16 protein-coding genes are annotated in these 13,694 nt (G+C 41.6%); 5 read left to right on the top strand and 11 right to left on the bottom strand.

All coding sequences use genetic code 11. The annotated features are described in order from the left end of the window. Window positions 1–167: 167 nt before the first annotated feature. Window positions 168–746, top strand: coding sequence for a Uma2 family endonuclease (locus V7K42_RS24165; protein ID WP_334919805.1), 579 nt, complete (start codon window positions 168–170; stop codon window positions 744–746). Window positions 747–756: 10 nt separating this feature from the next. Here the strand turns inward: V7K42_RS24165 and V7K42_RS24170 are convergent, their stop codons facing one another. From V7K42_RS24170 to V7K42_RS24200, 7 genes are all read right to left on the bottom strand, one after another. Further along, a complete protein-coding gene (locus tag V7K42_RS24170; RefSeq protein ID WP_334919806.1) occupies window positions 757–1,704 on the bottom strand; it encodes an aldo/keto reductase in 948 nt (315 codons plus the stop codon). Between the two features lie 36 nt (window positions 1,705–1,740). Continuing rightward, window positions 1,741–1,902 (bottom strand): hypothetical protein, encoded by a 162-nt coding sequence (locus V7K42_RS24175; RefSeq protein WP_334919807.1) that lies wholly within the window; start codon window positions 1,900–1,902, stop codon window positions 1,741–1,743. 217 nt (window positions 1,903–2,119) lie between these two features. Beyond that, window positions 2,120–2,344 carry a hypothetical protein gene (locus tag V7K42_RS24180; protein WP_334919808.1) on the bottom strand — a complete coding sequence of 75 codons (225 nt, stop codon included), beginning with the start codon at window positions 2,342–2,344 and terminating at the stop codon, window positions 2,120–2,122. 329 nt (window positions 2,345–2,673) lie between these two features. Beyond that, window positions 2,674–3,126: a hypothetical protein gene (locus tag V7K42_RS24185; protein WP_334919809.1), complete on the bottom strand. Its 453-nt coding sequence runs from the start codon at window positions 3,124–3,126 to the stop codon at window positions 2,674–2,676. 236 nt (window positions 3,127–3,362) lie between these two features. Further along, window positions 3,363–4,028, bottom strand: a complete 666-nt coding sequence (locus V7K42_RS24190; RefSeq protein WP_334919810.1) for an AAA family ATPase — start codon at window positions 4,026–4,028, stop codon at window positions 3,363–3,365. Beyond that, complete coding sequence (locus tag V7K42_RS24195; RefSeq protein WP_334919811.1) at window positions 3,991–4,479, bottom strand: AAA family ATPase; 489 nt, start codon at window positions 4,477–4,479, stop codon at window positions 3,991–3,993. Before V7K42_RS24195 ends, V7K42_RS24190 begins: the two co-directional genes overlap by 38 nt. 448 nt (window positions 4,480–4,927) lie before the next feature. Then, window positions 4,928–5,725: an Rpn family recombination-promoting nuclease/putative transposase gene (locus V7K42_RS24200; RefSeq protein WP_334919812.1), complete on the bottom strand. Its 798-nt coding sequence runs from the start codon at window positions 5,723–5,725 to the stop codon at window positions 4,928–4,930. A 235-nt stretch (window positions 5,726–5,960) separates the two neighbouring features. On the opposite strand from V7K42_RS24200, the gene V7K42_RS24205 reads away from it, so the two are divergent. The 4 genes from V7K42_RS24205 (at window position 5,961) to V7K42_RS24220 (ending at window position 10,133) form a co-directional block, all read left to right on the top strand. Then, entirely contained in the window at window positions 5,961–7,394 is a 1,434-nt protein-coding gene (locus tag V7K42_RS24205; protein ID WP_334919813.1) for a BCD family MFS transporter, read from the top strand. Between the two features lie 49 nt (window positions 7,395–7,443). Next, a complete protein-coding gene (locus V7K42_RS24210; RefSeq protein WP_334919814.1) occupies window positions 7,444–8,250 on the top strand; it encodes an inositol monophosphatase family protein in 807 nt (268 codons plus the stop codon). Window positions 8,251–8,465: 215 nt separating this feature from the next. Next, window positions 8,466–9,038 (top strand): hypothetical protein, encoded by a 573-nt coding sequence (locus tag V7K42_RS24215; protein WP_334919815.1) that lies wholly within the window; start codon window positions 8,466–8,468, stop codon window positions 9,036–9,038. Between the two features lie 138 nt (window positions 9,039–9,176). Continuing rightward, window positions 9,177–10,133 (top strand): MDR/zinc-dependent alcohol dehydrogenase-like family protein, encoded by a 957-nt coding sequence (locus V7K42_RS24220; RefSeq protein ID WP_334919816.1) that lies wholly within the window; start codon window positions 9,177–9,179, stop codon window positions 10,131–10,133. A 79-nt stretch (window positions 10,134–10,212) separates the two neighbouring features. Here V7K42_RS24220 and V7K42_RS24225 read toward each other — a convergent pair whose 3' ends face one another. The 4 genes from V7K42_RS24225 to petP form a co-directional block, all read right to left on the bottom strand. Further along, window positions 10,213–10,500, bottom strand: a complete 288-nt coding sequence (locus V7K42_RS24225) for a hypothetical protein (RefSeq protein WP_334919817.1) — start codon at window positions 10,498–10,500, stop codon at window positions 10,213–10,215. Window positions 10,501–10,589: 89 nt separating this feature from the next. Then, window positions 10,590–11,636 (bottom strand): chlorophyll synthase ChlG, encoded by a 1,047-nt coding sequence (gene chlG, locus V7K42_RS24230; RefSeq protein WP_334919818.1) that lies wholly within the window; start codon window positions 11,634–11,636, stop codon window positions 10,590–10,592. A 93-nt stretch (window positions 11,637–11,729) separates the two neighbouring features. After that, window positions 11,730–12,830: a Get3/ArsA fold putative tail anchor-mediating ATPase NosAFP gene (locus tag V7K42_RS24235; RefSeq protein WP_334919819.1), complete on the bottom strand. Its 1,101-nt coding sequence runs from the start codon at window positions 12,828–12,830 to the stop codon at window positions 11,730–11,732. Between the two features lie 120 nt (window positions 12,831–12,950). Continuing rightward, window positions 12,951–13,142, bottom strand: coding sequence for a cytochrome b6f subunit PetP (gene petP / locus V7K42_RS24240; RefSeq protein ID WP_334919820.1), 192 nt, complete (start codon window positions 13,140–13,142; stop codon window positions 12,951–12,953). Window positions 13,143–13,694 lie beyond the last annotated feature (552 nt).

A 13,694-nucleotide genomic window follows, 5' to 3' on the forward strand; every position in this document is an offset into this window, starting at 1 on the left:
TTAGATTTTTAGATTTTTTCTTCAATCCAAAATCCAAACCTAAAATTGGAGAGTTGAGAGTTAAGAGTCAAGATTTTGACTTTGGCTCTTGACTTTTTGGCTTTTTAGGTAACTTTTTCTGCCAGTTTGTAGGAAGATAAATTTAAAGATGCATTCTTAGTGGTCTTATGTTCACTATTCCAGACTTAGAGCAATTACAAGCAGAGCATCCAGAATTGCAAATGGAGTTGGTAGATGGAAATATAGTTGTTATGGGGCCATCAGATTATGAGTCAGAGGAAATAGGCATAGAGTTTGCGCGGCAACTGGCTAATTGGGTACGCCCACAGAAGCTAGGACGGGTAACTGGTTCTAGCGCTGGTTTTATTTTGCCTACATTAGAAACTGAGAACGGGAAAGAAGCTAATAACGAAAAACGAAATCTCCGCGCTCCCGATGTGTCTTTTGTTCGTGCTGATAGACTGAAAACAAGCAAGCGCGACTTTGTAGAACTCCTACCTGACTTGATGGTAGAGATAAAATCTAAGTCAGACCGGATCAAACCACTGGTAGAAAAGATTCAGCTATTTTTACAACTCGGATCTACAGTTGGTATCCTCATTGATCCTGACAAATTGACGCTTACAGTTTATCGACTCAACCAAGAACCAATAGTTTTGCAGGATAACGATAAACTGACACTACCAGACTTATTACCAGGTTGGGAGCTAGTAGTGTCAGAAATTTGGCCTCCTGTGTTTGAGTAGTTCAAAAATACTACAGCCAAGGACGACTAACTAGTTCTAACTCTGCAACTTCATCGTCGCTTAATTTCCAGCCCAAAGCACCAGCATTCTGGCGCACTTGTTCGGCTGTCTTTACTCCAGCAATAGGAATAACATTCCCCTGAGCAATTAACCAGTTGAGAGCAACTTGGGCGGGGGTGCGATCGTATTTTTCCCCGAAATTGCGTAGCAAAGATATAACTGGGGCAATTTTTTGCAGACCTTCTTTCTTAAATCGCGGGTCTATTTTCCTCGCACCAGTTGGGCTTTCAATACTATCAATGCTGTACTTTCCAGTGAGTAATCCCTGAGCTAGAGGACTATAAGCCAAGATAGTCACACCCAACTCACGGGCAGTTGTGATAATACTTTTGCTTTCAACTTGGCGACTGAGTAAAGAATAGCGCACTTGATTCACAGCCAAAGGCACTCCACGCGCCGCCAATATTTGATGCGCGTCTCGCATTTGCTCTGCTGAGTAATTACTTACACCAACTGCGGCAATTCTGCCCCGCTTCACTTCATCTGCTAGGGCATTCATCAAAGTTTCTTGACTTAAAAAGAAGGCAAAAGGCCAATGCACTTGGTACAGCGCGATTCGCTCTAATTGTAAGCGTTTGAGGCTTGCTGTTAAAGCATCAGAGACGGATTGGGCTGTAAATCGCCACGGTACGGGGCCAAATTTTGTGGCAATTTGTACAGGTTGTTGTGTCTGTTGGAGAAATTGCCCCAAAAATTTCTCTGATAGTCCCATTCCGTAGATTTCGGCGGTATCAAAGAAGGTGATACCAGCTTCTAAGGCTGCTGTAAAGGCTTCCTGTAACTGTTCTGGGCCGTAGGCATTGCCATAATTCCAAAATAGTTTATCACCCCAGGCCCAAGTGCCGATGCACAAGGGCGTAACAACTGGGCCATTTTGCCCCAATGTGATATTTTCCACGGTTGCAAAATTTAGTTTATTTACATTTCTTTACTTTTATAGTCTATCGTTATAGACAAAATTAGGTGTGGGGCATCGGACACCATAGCTCAAGCTGAAATGTTTCAACTGACCTGTGTAACGATCGTGGTGTCCATCATTCCAGACTCTTGAACCAACTAAAATCTCTGTAATCCAACGTCCAAACACTAGCGTCATGTTCTACCCTCATTGTACTTGCTGGGGTGCGATCGCCAACCTCTCAAAATTCTATTTCAGTAACGACAGTAAGCTGTTACGCAGCTAAATTTAACGAACAGCATTACCTTTATTTTTAATTTTGCGCTCCTATTTAATAATAAGCTACTACACAACTTAAGAATTGAGGGAGGCTAATAACCTCCCTTTTCTGATAGTTGAGTGTATTTAATTTTATTTATGAATGAGATGATTTCTCCTGCTTGGCTTTTTTGATTAATTCCATGTAGACATTAATCTCACTAATTTCTAAATCATGCTCAACTCTGGTTACTTTCCATCTCTCCTTTTTTAGGTAAACTTCTTCTCCTACTCTGGGAGTAAATTGGAGATCGTAGAACTTTTTGAGAAAATCTTTTTGATTTTCTTCCCATAATATTACTTTGACTACTTCTTTGTTCATTGCTTATGCCTATTTTTTTACTAGATGAAGGTAGGTATTTTGAGGACATACATAAGCCAAGTTTATCTTACTAATTCAATGCAATAGCGTAGTTAAAACCACAATTCTACATTGATATTTTAATGTGGCTTGATTGCGTTCGATAAAATTACAGCGCAATACCATAGTCTCAGAACTTTATTAATTGGCAGTTTTTGAAGCCTATCCTGTAGAATAACCCTGAATAGTTGATGCAGTATCTTCGTAACGCGATCGTCAGAACTTCGCCGGAACTAGCTATAAATCAAACATAAAACACATAGCACTTCAGGACTGGCACAGTCAAAAAATCAAGAATCTGGTGCGTCATTACTATTAAATTCAGCACCCACCTTTGCAGTAGTAATTAAATATAGTGCAAAAGCAGCATATCCATTAGGACAGGAAGTTTTGATAATAGCTAAATTAATCTGATAAGCTAAGTTCCATCGAATTTGAAGCGGACGTTGATTGCTACTTTCTTCAGAGAGATAAGTTGATTCTGCAATCGCTTTCTCTAAAATATCTTTTGTAGCGTATAAATCCTCTAAACATTCAAATTGTTCAAGCTCTACACCTAAAATCTTTGAAACAGTTTGAGTATCAGCCAGCAACCACGTCTCAAAATTTCTAATCGCTAAACCTCCTGCACTACGATTATTGATTGGTTGCTCGTTGACATCTAAATGATTGTCACAAATTTTATTCAAAGCACGCTCTAAATCCCGCTGCCGTTGAGATAAATTATCATCTGCATCAACCACAATGAGGATCATGTCTACCTCCTCTGGTTTCCAAGAGATAACTACCTGTGCTAAATATTTTGGATCTAAGACTGAATGTCCAGTTCTTCGTTTAAAACATTTACTTTCACTGCTTGATGGGTGTCTCTGTACAAAATTACAATCAGGTAATCCAGCAGTTTTAAGTTCTCGCCTAATTAAGGTATGAAGTGCTCCTTCATTATTTCTTTCAATAACCTTTCCACCGTCTTCTGGTTTTATATACGGAATACTTGCTCCCAGTTCTGCCTACCTAACTCTCCATCATAAGCTTCCAGTGCTTTCTGAAAACGCATAGAATCTGTGGGTAAAGTATGGACTTGAGTTTTACCTTCGTTATCTAGCTCAACGGCACGTACTTGGTGAGGTTCAATATAATTTAGTAGTACAGGAGAATGAGTTGTGATTAACACTTGAACAGGCTTACCAGTAATTCCTTCTGTCGAGATAATTTTTAATAGCTCTATCATTTTGTGCAGCAGCCAAGGATGAACTCCATTCTCTATTTCCTCAAAGCAAACGATACTTGGAGTGTTCTCTTGATAAAGTGCGGTTAGAAAAGCTAGGATTCTAAGTGTTCCATCTGAGATGTCATAAGCAGGAATATGATGTTCTGAATATCTATCAATTAATTCCAGTAAAAAGGTTTGATTGTCTCCACGGGGCAATACAATTCTTTTTATATTAGGAACGAGCCGCGTTAAACGCTCCTCTAATTCGTCAAAACTTTTACGATTAGCGTGCAAAATATCAACTAGAGCATAGGTAATTCCTTGTCCAGTCCTGCCCATACTACCAGTTGATGCGGTTTTACTAGACAGATCAACTGGGGCAAAATCATAAATACTAACTTTTATCTGCAAGCGGAGAATCTGAGTATTCATTAGAAACCAGAAATTCTCTTAGCTCAGTTGTATAGTTATTTGTTTGACTGCGAGTCTTTTCAATATTTCTTAAACAAACTTTTCGCTGAGGATAATCAAGATGAACTGATAGGTCTAAAAAGTTTTTAGCTTTTTCAAAATGAATGCTTTCCGTTGTAGTAAGGGTACTGACCTCAAACACAAAATAATCTAGCTTTCCATGCCAGAATTTAGATTCAATGCTTGGCTGGTTCTTGCTTACAGTCTTTAAAGACTCTGCAAAAAAGTCTATTATGTAATTACCACTTGTATTATCTAGAAGTCTTTGAAGGAAATTAGACAATACAGCCAAAGCTTCACAAATATTCGACTTTCCAGAACCATTAGGCCCAATAAATACGGTTAATGGTTCTAAAGCTACTTCAGTATTGAAGAGGCTTTTGTAGTGCTCAACTCTTAATTTAGATAACATCTGTTTGATAGTAAGCAGATTTATATATTGTATAACAGTCCTAAATGCTCGGTGAAAATTGAACCTCCTGATTCCATCTTTCACCCTCAATACACGATTCTATAAACTCAGCCTACAGAATCTTGTCTACTGAATCTGAACGGATCTATCCCCATGCCAATTAAGCCAAACTTATTAAATGAGATGAAATGGAAGTTGTGAGGGGAGTGAATGATAAGCCTGACTACGCTGAGATATTTAGGGTGTTTTTGGGGAGTGTAGAAAGGGTATGCAAACCTTAGAGACTGAAGTCCCCTGCTACCAAGTCTCAACTTCGATGAAGTCATGAGCATCTTAATCGCTCATATTTTGGTGCGATCGCTCTGAAAACCGTAAAAGGGCAATTGAGGATTTTAATCAAGCTCTCCTCATTTTCCAAAAATATGACACCAGATATGAAATGACCATTCTATGTGTTTTGCTGTGCGGCAAGCTGGACAGCTTTTATATCAACATTGACGTGTTGAGCAATCTGATCCGCACTCATCCCTGTTTTTAGTAACAAAGGCACGGTAAGTTTCAACATTTCAGCTTCCCGTTCTTCTCGACCTTCGGCTTTCGCTTCTTGATAAACCCTTGTTTGTTCCAAAGTCAGTCCTAGCATAGCTTCAACTTCCTCTCTACTCAACGAAGAAAACTTATAAACGGCGATTGTGGTGATGATGTCTAGTATTTCGTTTTTTGGCAGTGTGTCCGTTTCTTCTAATTTTACTCGCTCAATTAATTGCTTTGCTTGCTCCGCCATCACTTCATCTGATGCTAGAGTCAACTGCATCAAGTTGATACCTATTGGCTGCTGATTAGTCGCGCCTAACTCATCTAAATAGATTCGCTGCACTTGGTCGCTGTTGAGAAATATTCGATGAGTTTTTTGATCGCTTGGTTCCAGAGAGCGTGATGAAAAAATTACCACGCAGAACCAATCATCGTACTGAGAACGATTCCGGTTCAGGTACATCAGCGACTCGGTAAAGAACCGATGGTACAAAGCTTCATCCTTTTGGAATTGAACTTCAGCAAAAAAGATTACCCTGGATGTTGCATTCTCTGGAGGTAAAAACACACCATCCATGCGAAAAGCGGTTTCTTTGACTTCAACTGATTCAAATCGATAGTTTTGCCCTTGCAGAGGAGGATTATCAACCAGTTCAAAGAGTAACGCAGGAAAGCGCTTAAAAATTTGATAGTAAATGGAGTCTCGTTTCACTACTTCATCCTAAAATTCTCTTGTTATGCTTAGGCGGAGCCCATCGTAGACATCGCAGATTACAACCAAGCCCTAAAAATTAATCCTAACTTGGCTGAAGCATACCTTAATTGAGGTGTATAATTTCTTGCCAGATCGCAACTTCAACTTTTCGTTCGCTGATTTTGAGCGGGTAGGGTTTATCTTTATTTAAATAAGAGAGATTAAATCCTATAAACTATACGAAAAAGTAGCTATGGCAAGCGGTGAAGTATTTGATACCGAAAGAAAATCCCTATCTGTGCCAAGGGTAAACCTGCTAACCATGTTTCGGCTGGGTTTATTTCAAATGGGGTTGAGCATGATGTCCATTTTGACTCTGGGCGTACTCAACAGAGTCATGATTCAAGAAATAGCAATTCCGGCGACGCTGGTATCAGTAGTTTTAGCATTGCCTTTATTTGTTGCTCCTTCTCGTGTCTGGTTCGGGCAGATTTCCGATGCCAAGCCGTTATGGGGATACCACCGCACAGCTTATGTTTGGGTGGGCGCGGCAATATTTGCGATCGCAGCATTTTTAGCTATACAAGTAATATGGCAACTAAATCTTGCCGCTACTAGTGCAGGTGGTTGGACATGGACAACCCAAACAACCGGCTGGACAGCACTTTTAGCTTTGGTTTTCGCTATCTACGGTCTAGGAATTTCTGCTAGTGGTACTGCCTTTGCTGCTTTATTAGTGGATATATCTGAAGAAGATAACCGTTCCAAAGTAGTTGGTGTAGTTTGGTCGATGCTAATGGTGGGGATTATTGTTGGGGCAATCATCAGTGCCAGTTTGCTGAAACAGTTAACGCCAGAAGCAACCTTAGAAACTTTGCAGGCATCTATCACCAGGTTATTTACTATCGTCCCAGCAATTGTATTTGGTTTAGCGATCGCAGCTACATTAGGCGTAGAAAAAAAGTACTCCCAATACTCAACCCGTTCCACACTAGTGAACCGGGAAGATAGCATTACTCTAGGGAATGCTTGGAAAATATTGACAGCTAGCCCACAAACAGGTATATTTTTCACCTTTTTATTGGTGATGACTATCAGTCTGTTTATGCAAGACCCAATTTTGGAACCTTATGCGGGTCAAGTGTTTAAAATGCCGCTAGCGGAAAGTACCAAATTAAATGTTTTTTACGGAACTGGTCTACTGATTGCCTACGGGGTTACGGGTTTTTACATTGTCCCGCGTTTGGGTAAGCGTAGAACTGCACGTCTAGGCTGTATGTTAGTAGCATTCTGTGCGATCTTGCTGGGTATATCAGGATTCACAGCTAATCCAGCAGTTCTCAAACTAGCTTTGGTCTTATTTGGTTTAGCTACGGGTTTTTTAACAACGGCAGCAATTAGCTTAATGTTGGATCTCACCGCAGCAGAAGCCGCAGGTACGTTTATTGGGGCATGGGGATTAGCGCAGTCCATCTCTAGAGGAATAGCGGTAGTAATCGGAGGTACAGTCTTGGATATTGGACGCAAGCTGCTACCAAGCCTAGAGTTAGCTTATGGACTGGTATTTGTCCTAGAAGCCGTGGGAATGGTGCTGTCGATTTGGTTTCTGAGTCGGGTAAATATCACAGAATTTCAAACAAGTACAAAGCTTGCGATCGCTTCAGTTTTGGAAAGCGATTTAGATTAAACTGTATTGTGCATGGGGCATGGGGCAAATGACAAATGACAATTAACCAATGAATGATTTTTGGACAACAATTCTTGATTTTGCCCAAACTACTACTACCAGAGTGGGCAAGCAGTTAATGCAAGATTTTGGGCAGGTACAGGCTGACCAAAAAGCTGATGGGAGTTTGGTGACGCAAGCAGATAAATGGGCAGATCGGGAAATTCGTGATGCGATCGCTTCGACTTTCTCTGGTTACGGTATTTTGAGCGAAGAGAGCGATCAGTCATTTCCCGGTACTGAGTGGTGCTGGGTAATCGATCCTCTCGATGGTACAACCAACTTTACACGCGGCATTCCCATCTGGACAATTTCTCTGGGTTTACTGTATCGAGGCACGCCCATTTTTGGGTATGTTTACGCACCAATCTTAAATCAAGCTTTTCATGGTTTTTGGCCAGGTTCATCTGGTTTAGCAACACCAATAGGAGCATTTATCAACCTCCACCCCATCCACACCAGTGTAGATAGTCCCAGCAATAATCACTTTTTCAACCTTTGTTCTCGTAGTACCGCAGCTATCAAAAACGGCTTTCCTTGCAAAATTCGGATGTTGGGTGTGGCTAGTTATAACTTTTTAACGGTTGCAACTGGGGCTACTCTGGGTGGTATTGAGGCGACACCAAAAGTTTGGGACTTAGCCGGGGCTTGGGTGATTGTCCAAGCTGCTGGTGGAACGTGGTTATCGCTTAAATCAGAACCGTTTCCGTTGTCAGCAGGAGAAGATTATAGCGATCGCTCTTTTCCCACCCTTGTTGTCAGTCGTCCCGAATTAGTTCCAGTATTTCAACCTTTTCTCGAAGGCGTAAAAATTTAATTTGCCGCTTTCACTGCTGAAAACAGTGATTTTGTCAATCAGCATATTGAGTAGTAGCATATAAATAGAAAACTCAACAAAACCCTAGTTAAACAAAGAATTGAGTATAAATAAAGCTGGTAATAATCCTGATTTAAGAGCAAAACCAGTGTAGTTACTAATTTAAGTAGTGTAGTGGCTTTTATCACACTGGTTATTTTAGTATAAAAAATTTTATGTTATCTAATCTAGATTTAATTCAAGAGTTTGTGCAAAACTCTATCGATAAAAAAGAAGTTTTGTTGTCAAATCCTGCTTTGACAGCGCAAACAGTATATAAGACTAACCAACTGACAGCAAAAGGCGAAGGTGTGATTGCCACCGTCCAACTATCTAACACACTATCTGAATTCTCGATTTCTCCAAAATCATCCCAGTGGGAATTGATAAATCAGGTATTAGCAGAATATAGTTATCTCCTCAAAGGAGAAGTAGATAGTCGGGGTTTCTATCAGTATCAATTCTGCGAAGTTCCCAAAGGCTATGAGATGCATTGTACTAAATGTGTGCTTCTATGGCGAGCTTGGTGGAAATATCGCAAGTATACTTCAAGACTAGGAATTCCGTTGGAACTTCTGATTAGAAAACGAGATTCATGGTATCCAATTAGAGATTTAGTTATTAGTGACGGACTTCTTTATATCAAAACATTAGGAAGTGAGATAGCACTTGACTCAGGCGACTTGGTTACTTGGTTAAGCAAAGTTGATGTAACCAGAATTAAAGAAATACCTACTACAGAGACATAGACGTGGGTAGGGGCATACAGGTATCATCATAATTCGTAATTAATTTATAGACGCGGTTTCTAATCGCCCTTCTAACGTTAAATTAACTACAGTCGATTCATTATTTTGCAAAGATTTTTGAAAATAGTGTGAAGAAAAATGAAAGGAATTTGGCTCGAAAATAACCAGTTGCAATTACGCACGGATATTCCCATTCCTGAACCACCATCAGGAGAAGCTTTGGTGCGTGTCTTACGTGCGGGTATTTGTAACACTGACTTAGAACTACTCAGAGGCTACTATCCCTACACTGGTATTTTGGGACATGAATTTGTCGGTGTGGTTGAAAAGGGGCCAGAACACTTAGTTAACCAACGCGTAGTTGGAGAAATCAACGCTGCGTGTGGGCATTGTCGGTTTTGTCGTAGTGGACAACCAACTCACTGCGAAAATCGTACAGTTCTAGGTATTGTCAACCGGAATGGAGCCTTTGGTGAATATCTCTGTTTGCCGATAGATAACTTACATTTAGTACCTGATAATGTGCCAACAGAAGTAGCAACATTTACCGAACCTATCGCAGCAGCTTTGGAAATTCAACAGCAAGTACCATTGCGCCCAAACGATCGCGTGTTAGTGGTTGGAGATGGTAAATTAGGGCAGTTAGTAGCTCAGACACTAGCCCTAACTGGCTGTGAACTATTGGCTGTGGGGCGACATCAAGAAAAACTTGCCAACTTAGAGGCACGGGGGATTAAAACGGGTTTAGCGGATGCTGTCAAAGATGGATATTTCGATGTTTCAGTAGAATGTACTGGCAACCCAGCAGGATTTGCGATCGCCCGTCGCGCCCTCCGTCCCCGTGGTACGCTCGTACTTAAAAGTACTTATGCTGGCAACCTCAGCTTAGATATTTCTTCTATAGTAGTGGATGAAATTACCCTCATCGGCTCTCGTTGCGGCCCCTTTGCCCCAGCCCTCCAGTTACTAGCCACAGAGCAGGTTGACGTACAACCTCTGATTCATGCCACCTACCCCCTCATTGAAGGGCTTGCAGCTTTTGAACACGCGCAGAGTCGCGGTGTTTTAAAAATATTGCTGGAAATTGGTCAATAGTTATTGAACATTGGCAAACTCTTTCCCAATCCCCATCGCTCCTAATCCCCAGAGGGGGGCCCTCCCCAATCCTCAATCCCTAATACAAATAAGGATTCGTCTTCGGTTGATAGTCAGAACAATCGATCGCTTCTTCTGTATTAGCAATAGATGGGCGTACAGTGCATTTAAGACGGTAATTGTCGGTAAAAAATTGGCAACCTGTACAGGGAATTTGATGCATCAGCTTGGCTGTAGTCACACTATCTCGCGCCGCCATCAAGAGACTCAAAACAACGAGAATAGTTACAGTCCAAGCAACAACAAAGCAAATTGGGACTAAAAAAGGTTGAATCCCATGAAGAAGGAAAGATATCAGTTCTAACACAGTATGTCCTGATACAAATTAGGAATTAGAAGTATATTAACTCCTAATTCCTAATTCCTAACTCCTAACTTCTCAACTATAGAAGTATATTAAATGCCAGCATGACCCAGCGCTAAACCTGTTACCAACATTCCTAGAACAAGGAACGGTTGAGCGCTGGCTTGGTATTTAACGTCATTCTTCACAGGGTCGCGCAGAAAATACATATCCTGTAAAGTAATCTGGGGAATGATTAACAGTACTAGTATTGCTGCATACAAATTCTCATGGATGCTGACGAGATAAGCTGCGATAAATCCTTGAAAGACATCAATTGTGACTACACAGATCCATGCCGCAGTGGTGATGCCAAACATTACGGGTAGTGAATTTAATCCTAGCTGGCGATCGCCTTCTACACTCTTAAAATCATTGACAATGGCAATGCCCAATCCAGCCAAACTGTAGAACATTGTCAAAATTATAATTGTGGAATTGAGTTCGCCAAACAAAGCGTGTCCTGTAGACCAAGGTAGGGTGATATAGCTTGCACCCAAGGCGTAGCTACCTAGCCAGCCGTTTTGTTTGAGTTTCAGGGGAGGTGCAGAATAAATGTAGGCAATGAAAGAACCGATAATTGCGATCACTGTAATTGTCGGGAATTCATGACCAGACCACACATCTAACACAAATGCCAAACCATAGCCAGCAATAAGTAATACCCAAATTTGAATAATTACTTGGGGTAGGGGAATTGCCCCAGAGGGAATCGGGCGATAGGGTTCATTGATGGCATCGATTTCGCGATCGTAGTAATCATTGAGGATTTGGGTGTAACCTGTCATCAATGGCCCAGCCAGTAGCATACAGGTTAATACTTTCAACACGTTTTCCAGCGTCCAAGTATAGTTCCCCGAAGAAGCCGCACCACAGACTACACCCCAAATTAGGGGAATCCACGTAATCGGCTTCATTAACTGCAAACGAATTTTCCAAATTGAAGTTTCTCCAGCAGCTGCACCTTTCATCCCCAGCAACTGCCTAGTTTTCGCATTGCGATTGCTCGTTGCTATTGCTTGTTCGCTGGGATTAATTGCTACTGAGTCTATAGCCTCTGTTGGATTGGGGTCTGGGGTAATGGGAGTTGATTCTGACATAAGGCGTATTTTTTTTAGAGTAAGGAGTTAGGAGCAGAGGTGGAGATGCTCTTAACTCCTCACTCTTAACTCCTAACTTTGTTCCTAACTAACTTAAAACGAAATTATCAAATAATTATTCTGAAACTTTGCTCCAGCAACGGATCTACCACTTAAAGCCGAGGGTAGGGGAATATTGCGTCGCTGATCTCCTGCATCTATCGTGACTTCTGGCCCATATTGGGTGAGTTTGACTTGCTTTTTGTCAAAACCTGGCAAGAATAAGCGTACCTGACGATTGGGTATGTCTATTTCAATTGGTTTGGGAGCCTGTAGAGCTTGTGCTTCAAAGTTTGGTAGCGCGTCTATCAATGGTTTCCAGTCACCTACGGGCGAGTCGGGAATAACACTCACCGGTAGGGGGATAAATTCCTCTGACAGATTGACGTTTGTCTCAGGAGACACAAGCAAAACACCACCAACAGTTAAACCAATTTGTTGAGCGCTACCCCACAAATAACGAGCATTTGCTACCTCAATGGGATCTCCTGTGGTCACTAAGAAAGCAGCAAGACGCTTGGGATCGGCAAGAGCCGCTCTCCCTTTTTCCAAGAGATTATTGACTTGGTTAGTGGGCGCTGCAAAATTATCTGCTGTCCAGTTGATATTGAAAAAGCTGCTAATTAGCGGTTGAATTAAGGGCGATTCAGTAATCGTCCTCCCCAAATCAGAGTTGACAAACAATTGCCGAAATCGCCGGACATACCAACTGAGAGATTCTGGTAAACCCAACATTCGCAACGTTAAAGAGTCACCCGTGCCATCGTAGACGATCGCATCATATTTGCCACTGGCATCATATTCGCGGATAGCATTTAGGGCTAGGGCAGTGTCCATACCTGGTAAGACTACCAGTTCTTGACCAAAAACGTCTTTAAATATGGGCGTGCGAAGATATTGAGCCTCAAGTTTCTTTACTTCGTCCCAGTTGCGCTCAAGCAGTAAAGATGATTTAAACTGAACTACCTGTAATTTGGGAGCGATTTCTTGGGGATCGGCAGCAATAGAAGTATCCAACAGGATTGATAATGTTGGTTCTGCTTGTCCTGCCAGAAGTACGCGCTTGCCTTGACTTGCCAATAATTTGGCGGCGGCGATCGCAATTTTGGTACGAGCGGTGCCGCCTTTGCCCAAAAATGTCAATATTAGAGCCATTACTTGATTCCTATTTTCACCGCCGGTCTTTTCAATTCCAACTTAGCACTCAATAAAGATTCTCAACCTGGGCTGGAAATTTCAGATGCCAAGAAAAACCCGCTTCTGAGTTCTTTCCAACTACACAGGTTTGATTTCATCTTCAAAAAACCAAGTGGAAGTACTGTCTTCAAACAGCACGACGACACCGATTCCAGCACCATCGGTAACTTTGTAGCCTTGGATGATACCCACTTGCCCTAGTTTTTTTACAACAGGGGCAGAAACGCGATCGCGCAAGCGAAAGACTTTAACCTTTTGTCCGATTTCCATGCCTAATTACAATCCAACAAACCTTCGTCTCAGTGTAGCGGAATCCGTGACTCTGCTATCACAAATTCAGGGGATGGTTGCAAGAGTTAGAACTAGGATTAGGTATTTGGCAAAGTACTTATCAGCAGACGACAGGTTTGTAGTTGTGTTGGTATAATGCAGAGGCTTGGGTGCCGAGGCTAGCTGAACAAGAAGGGCAACAGGCTGAACGATTGGCAAAGTATTGGCGATCGCAAGGAATTGATCCAAAAAAGTTGAGTTAAGCAAAAATTTGCATCCCTAACAAGGAAAGCTGCCTTGTGAACATAAATTATATTTTTAGTAAAAATAAACTTGACAATGGCCGATTAATTGTATGATCGCCAAGATAATTTGAATCCGATTCTCTAGTGATGATATAGCAATCCGATTTGATTTTTGAAAAAATCTAAGTATATGTAGGGCGTGTTACGGCTTCCGTAACGCACCAGAAGCTTAGAATGGTGCCGTACTCTCCGTGCTAACACAACGCCAGTGACGCTACGCACAGCTACCGCTACGCCCTTTCGCTCA

Source organism: Nostoc sp., from assembly GCF_036917455.1.
In the GTDB taxonomy this organism is placed as follows: Bacteria; Cyanobacteriota; Cyanobacteriia; order Cyanobacteriales; family Nostocaceae; genus Nostoc.

What these genes read in the sequence shown, in the direction of transcription:
- V7K42_RS24215 (WP_334919815.1), top strand. Translation starts at nt 8,466, where the DNA reads ATGTTATCTAATCTAGATTTAATTCAAGAGTTTGTGCAAAACTCTATC.
- V7K42_RS24175 (WP_334919807.1), bottom strand. Translation starts at nt 1,902, where the DNA reads ATGACGCTAGTGTTTGGACGTTGGATTACAGAGATTTTAGTTGGTTCA.
- V7K42_RS24220 (WP_334919816.1), top strand. Translation starts at nt 9,177, where the DNA reads ATGAAAGGAATTTGGCTCGAAAATAACCAGTTGCAATTACGCACGGAT.
- V7K42_RS24235 (WP_334919819.1), bottom strand. Translation starts at nt 12,830, where the DNA reads ATGGCTCTAATATTGACATTTTTGGGCAAAGGCGGCACCGCTCGTACC.
- petP (WP_334919820.1), bottom strand. Translation starts at nt 13,142, where the DNA reads ATGGAAATCGGACAAAAGGTTAAAGTCTTTCGCTTGCGCGATCGCGTT.
- V7K42_RS24195 (WP_334919811.1), bottom strand. Translation starts at nt 4,479, where the DNA reads ATGTTATCTAAATTAAGAGTTGAGCACTACAAAAGCCTCTTCAATACT.
- V7K42_RS24190 (WP_334919810.1), bottom strand. Translation starts at nt 4,028, where the DNA reads ATGAATACTCAGATTCTCCGCTTGCAGATAAAAGTTAGTATTTATGAT.
- V7K42_RS24210 (WP_334919814.1), top strand. Translation starts at nt 7,444, where the DNA reads ATGAATGATTTTTGGACAACAATTCTTGATTTTGCCCAAACTACTACT.
- V7K42_RS24180 (WP_334919808.1), bottom strand. Translation starts at nt 2,344, where the DNA reads ATGAACAAAGAAGTAGTCAAAGTAATATTATGGGAAGAAAATCAAAAA.
- V7K42_RS24165 (WP_334919805.1), top strand. Translation starts at nt 168, where the DNA reads ATGTTCACTATTCCAGACTTAGAGCAATTACAAGCAGAGCATCCAGAA.
- V7K42_RS24205 (WP_334919813.1), top strand. Translation starts at nt 5,961, where the DNA reads ATGGCAAGCGGTGAAGTATTTGATACCGAAAGAAAATCCCTATCTGTG.
- chlG (WP_334919818.1), bottom strand. Translation starts at nt 11,636, where the DNA reads ATGTCAGAATCAACTCCCATTACCCCAGACCCCAATCCAACAGAGGCT.